This window comes from Fischerella muscicola PCC 7414 (genome assembly GCF_000317205.1).
GTDB classification, from domain to species: domain Bacteria; phylum Cyanobacteriota; class Cyanobacteriia; order Cyanobacteriales; family Nostocaceae; genus Fischerella; species Fischerella muscicola.
The window spans coordinates 1-4,691 of the sequence record NZ_AJLK01000181.1 but is presented as its reverse complement, the minus strand read 5'-3'; the positions used below and the strand labels follow the sequence as shown (position 1 = coordinate 4,691).

Here is a 4,691-nt window from a genome sequence, read left to right as displayed (position 1 = left end):
ATACTCAGTAGCAGCTAACCCAGACAAAACAGCACCTTCAACATCTGGTTGAATAAAAGCATCTCCACATATAACTATTGGCCCCGGTTTAGTCAACACTAGATAAGGTTCACCGTATACTGTCTGTGGTTGGCTGTAGCGCCAACGATGCACTTGATAATCAATCACCGATGAGCCAAGCCACGGTGATGCAGCTTCTAAAAGTTGATTGGCAATGACTGCATTATCCATCTCCCAGTGGGTTTTGCTAAATTCGGAAGTGGCGTGCAGTGTCACCGCGTTACCTTGAGGTGAAATTCCCTTTTTTTGATTGCAAGCGATCCAACTTAAAAGAGTTCCATCTAACTGCATACCACCAGGACTTGGAATCTGACTCGGTTGTGCCAACAATGCCAGTAATGCTATACAAGGATGGTAGACAATTTCTTCTAGTCGATGTCTTGTTTCTGGTGGTAATTGTATTTGCGAACGATCCAGTAGTTCCAGAGTTTGGGGTAGTGGCGGCGTCAATATTAATACATCTGCTGGAAAGGTTTCGTTATTTTCTGTTAGTACCTGCCAATGATCGTCTTGCCATGCAAAACTGATTACTTTTGTATTTGTATGAACATCCAAATTTTCAGCTAAATGCTGGGCGATGCTGCGGTTACTGTTGACTCCTCGATAGTAAACTTTTCTACTCAAGATTTGCTGATTCAGTGACCATTCCTTAACGATTCCTTTTTGAATCCAGCTATTTACTAAAGCTTGAAACTTGGGATCTTGGGCAATGAAATATTGAGCGCCGTAATCAAAAACACCTTCGCCGTACTGAGGATTTCTGATGCGACGAGTTGCCATTCTGCCACCAATCGCCCGACCTTTATCAACTACAGTAACTTGCATGTTGCGATCGCGTAGTACTGTAGCTGCTATCAAACCAGAGATACCACCGCCAATTACTAAACAAGAAGATGTTGAGGCTTTTTGAGTCATGAATCAAACCTGACTGAAAAAAGGGGTGTAGGGGAGTAAGGGTGTAGGGGTGTAAGAATCACATTTTTATTCACCTTGGTGTAGTCGGTTCATGGAGTCTACTTAAGATTGTCCCAAATTTTCCCATAGCTTCTTTTTGAGAATAGTCATCGTTTGATGACAGCCAAGACATGAATTAGAAAAATGTAAATTTTTATTAAAATATTTAAGTGTCTTTATTTATTCTTTTTTTAAATACTTTATGTCAGAACTGAATACTCAGCCTCACAAATCCTTTGAAACTACGCCGTCATGGCAAATTAAGCTACTGTACGACGGTCAGTGTCCGTTATGTTTGCGGGAAGTGAACTTTTTGCAAAGACGGGACGCGGGTCGAGGTTTAGTAGCGTTTGTAGATATTGCAGACGATGACTATACCCCCGAAGCAAATGGTGGTATTGACTTTGAAACAGCAATGGGACGAATACATGCTGTGCTTCCTGATGGTACTGTCATCAAAAATGTGGAGGTTTTTCGACGAGTCTACGAAATTTTGGGGATGGGTTGGGTTTATGCTGCGACAAGATGGCCGATTATTGGTTCCGTAGTTGACAAATTGTATGCTATCTGGGCTGACTGGCGGCTGAGTTTGACTGGAAGACCTGATTTAGCAACGATTGTGGCTGAACGCAATCAACGGATTGAATGTAAGACTCAGGAACGTTGTCAAGTTACTCAGGACTAATTGGAAATTAAACCTAATATAAGGGTTTATCGCATTTAATAATATCATGTTTTAGAAATCGACCACAGATGAACACAGATGGACAAAGATGGACATAGATGGATTATTCGTTTGGATTTATTTCAAACTATGTTTTTAATTTTCCGAAATTAAAAGAACGGGTTTGGTAGTTATATACAGCGCTTAAGGATCTATAACTAACTTCTTATAAATAACCTATGGGCAATATAGCCCCACTCTTTCTCAGCAAAAAACCCAGTCACGATGACTGGGTTTTTGTGTTGAAGGACATACCAGAGATTATGCAGGGTTGGTTTGCATTCTGTTCTGTAGCAAGTTAATGATTGCAGCTTTTTCTAAGATTCCGACTAGTACGCCATTGTCACGAATCACAGCTAGTGAAGACAATCTTTGTTGTTCGAGTCGCTGGATTACTTCTAGTAGGGGTTGATCGGATTTTACAGTGCTAGACGCCTCGATTGGTCGCATGATCTCTTTGATTTGAGTTGCTGTCCACAGTCCTACAGGAATTGATCGCAGATCATCAATATTGATTGTTCCTAATAGTTGTCCGTTGTCATCTGTAACCAAGAAGCGACGCCAGTTTTGCCATTTAAATAAACGTTCATCGGCAAATTCTCTGACGGTAAGATGAGCAGATACAATTGGGCTATCAAGAGTTACTGCATCTGCTGCTGTTAATCCTGTCAGTTGTTCTTGCACTTTAGCAAATTGGGCTGCGTTACCAGCATTTTGCAGTAAGAAGAAACCGATTAATAAGTTCCAGAAACTAGCAAAGCTACCAAATAATATTAGCGGTAGTAAACCAGAGGCGATCGCTATCCAACCAAAGATTTGTCCAACTCGGCTGGCAAAAACCACACCTTTGTAAGGATTACCCGTTATTTTCCATACAATCGCTTTTAGGATATTGCCGCCATCTAAAGGCAAGCCGGGAATGAGGTTAAACAGCGCTAATGCCAAGTTTACAGAAGCAAGTAAACCAAGAATCGCTGCTAATGGGCCAGATACCCCAGTCCCAAAACCAATAGCTGCAAAGATACCAAAAAGCACTAAGCTAACTAAAGGCCCAGCGATCGCTACCCAAAAAGCTTCAGCCGGAGTTTTCGATTCTTTTTCTAAGCTTGCCAATCCACCAAATATAAATAATGTGATTGATTTGACATCAATTCCTTGACGAATGGCAACAAAGCTGTGTCCTAGTTCATGAGCAACTACAGAGCTGAATAACAGTAGCGCTGTCATTAATCCTAGTAGCAAAGCTAACCCCGCTCCTAACTGGGGAAATTGTGCCACTAGTCCACCGCTATAAGTCCAAGTTACTAAACCCAAGACTAAAAACCAGGACGGATGGATATAAAAGGGAATCCCAAACAGGTTGCCAACGCGAATTGTGTTATTCATGCTGTTTACCTTTGATTTCAGTCATTAGAGGTTTTTTCCTCTTGATGGCTCTATCGTAACGAAATATTAAGCGATTTTAATCTTAGTAGCTGTAGTGGTGTCCGTCCCTCTAGGTGCGGTTTTGCGACTTTTAGAGAGAGTTGGGAAGCAAGTGGGGGACAAGGATGAACAACAAGATCCCCGACTTCGCAGGAGTTGTCGGGGATCTGAGTCTCTCAATTTTCACAGTTCATTTAGGATGCTATGGATATCAAGTATTTAAAATAAAACTATAAATAATTTATAGTAATTACTTTGATAATTATTAAATAAATAGAATTTTTGTATTTATATTTTACGGAAATAGTATCAATTATTTTCATAAACTGGAATAGGAACTCTTTGGTAAATAAAATTTAAAATTTATTAGGTATTAAAACTTCATTTTCATAAGATTTGTATTTGTTAAAGACTACCACCTCTCTATATTCCTATACTGGTTTTATTCCCAATCGTTTGCATGTTGCACGAGGAGGCCGACAATGGTTCACACATACGAGGTGTTGGTTGATATTAGAGAATATAGTGATCAGCTAAGTAATAGCTTTCAACGCGGAACCGCACGTTACGAAATAGATGCAGAGTCAAGAGAAAAAGCGGATGGTATGGCATTCAAGCAGGCTAAAACTGACCATCCAAAAGGCACTGAATATGATATTAGAGTAACTAGGTTACTCAGATAAAACAAGATTTGAATTGAACGTATTATTAATATCAAGCAGCGTAGTGGTGTCTACGCTGCTATTAAAGTATTCAAATAATTTCCTTTATATTCGGGAATACAGGGTACTGGCTCTGTAGCTGTTAATAACATCGAGCGATCGCTGTTATTTAGTGTGAATCTCCTAATTTTAAAACTCTATACTCTATCTCACCACACTGCTAATACGGTGTGGTTTTATATGTGCAATTAGTATTGGCTTCCGTTATTTTCATGCTCTCGTTGTAGGATGTATCACATGAGTGTCTAGTTTGATAATTTTAAGTTGATTAACAATTTTTTTTAGATGATGCTTAAGTTGGTATAACTTCTGTCAGTTATTCAGACTGGGAGCGCTTTTCTCTATGTCTTCTTTAGTAGAACATCATACGACATTAGTCTATCGACGTACGCTAATTTATAATAACTTGAAAACGATGATTTACTAGGTGGACACAGTGAAAGTCAGACGCTATGTAGACATTAAAGTTGAAGGATTAGGAGCAAAAATTAGACAGGCTAGAAAAGCTGATGGACGTTCAGTCGAGGTTTTGGCAGGAGAAGCTCAAATTAGCCGAGCTTACTGGCACGACATTGAGGCGGAACGGATACGGGATACTTTACCTGAAGATACCCTGAGAAAGATTGAGCGAGTGCTTAATGTTGATTTAGAAGTAAAATTTGATGATTGATCCTTGTAATCAGCAAATTTTTAAACTAAGTAGGTCGGTGTTGAAAATTATCGTTATGACAAGGCAGGAGGCAGAGGGCACAAGGCAGGAGGCAGAGGGCACAAGGCAGAAGGCAGAGGGCACAAGGGGTTCCCCA

At 40.0% G+C, this 4,691-nt stretch carries 5 protein-coding genes; 3 read left to right on the top strand and 2 right to left on the bottom strand.

Features of this window, described 5'->3' with window-relative positions:
• Positions 1-975: NAD(P)/FAD-dependent oxidoreductase (locus UYI_RS0128525; protein ID WP_016870103.1), on the bottom strand; the 975-nt coding region annotated here is incomplete at its 3' end.
• Positions 976-1,216: 241 nt separating this feature from the next.
• Here UYI_RS0128525 and UYI_RS0128520 point away from each other — a divergent pair.
• Positions 1,217-1,699, top strand: a complete 483-nt coding sequence (locus UYI_RS0128520) for a thiol-disulfide oxidoreductase DCC family protein (protein ID WP_016870102.1) — start codon at positions 1,217-1,219, stop codon at positions 1,697-1,699.
• Positions 1,700-1,999: 300 nt separating this feature from the next.
• Here UYI_RS0128520 and UYI_RS0128515 read toward each other — a convergent pair whose 3' ends face one another.
• A complete protein-coding gene (locus UYI_RS0128515) occupies positions 2,000-3,124 on the bottom strand; it encodes a site-2 protease family protein (RefSeq protein WP_016870101.1) in 1,125 nt (374 codons plus the stop codon).
• Between the two features lie 521 nt (positions 3,125-3,645).
• On the opposite strand from UYI_RS0128515, the gene UYI_RS0128510 reads away from it, so the two are divergent.
• The gene (locus UYI_RS0128510) at positions 3,646-3,846 is read left to right on the top strand and encodes a hypothetical protein (RefSeq protein ID WP_016870100.1); all 201 of its coding nucleotides are present in this window, start codon (positions 3,646-3,648) and stop codon (positions 3,844-3,846) included.
• A 475-nt stretch (positions 3,847-4,321) separates the two neighbouring features.
• Positions 4,322-4,555, top strand: a complete 234-nt coding sequence (locus UYI_RS0128505) for a helix-turn-helix domain-containing protein (RefSeq protein WP_016870099.1) — start codon at positions 4,322-4,324, stop codon at positions 4,553-4,555.
• Positions 4,556-4,691 lie beyond the last annotated feature (136 nt).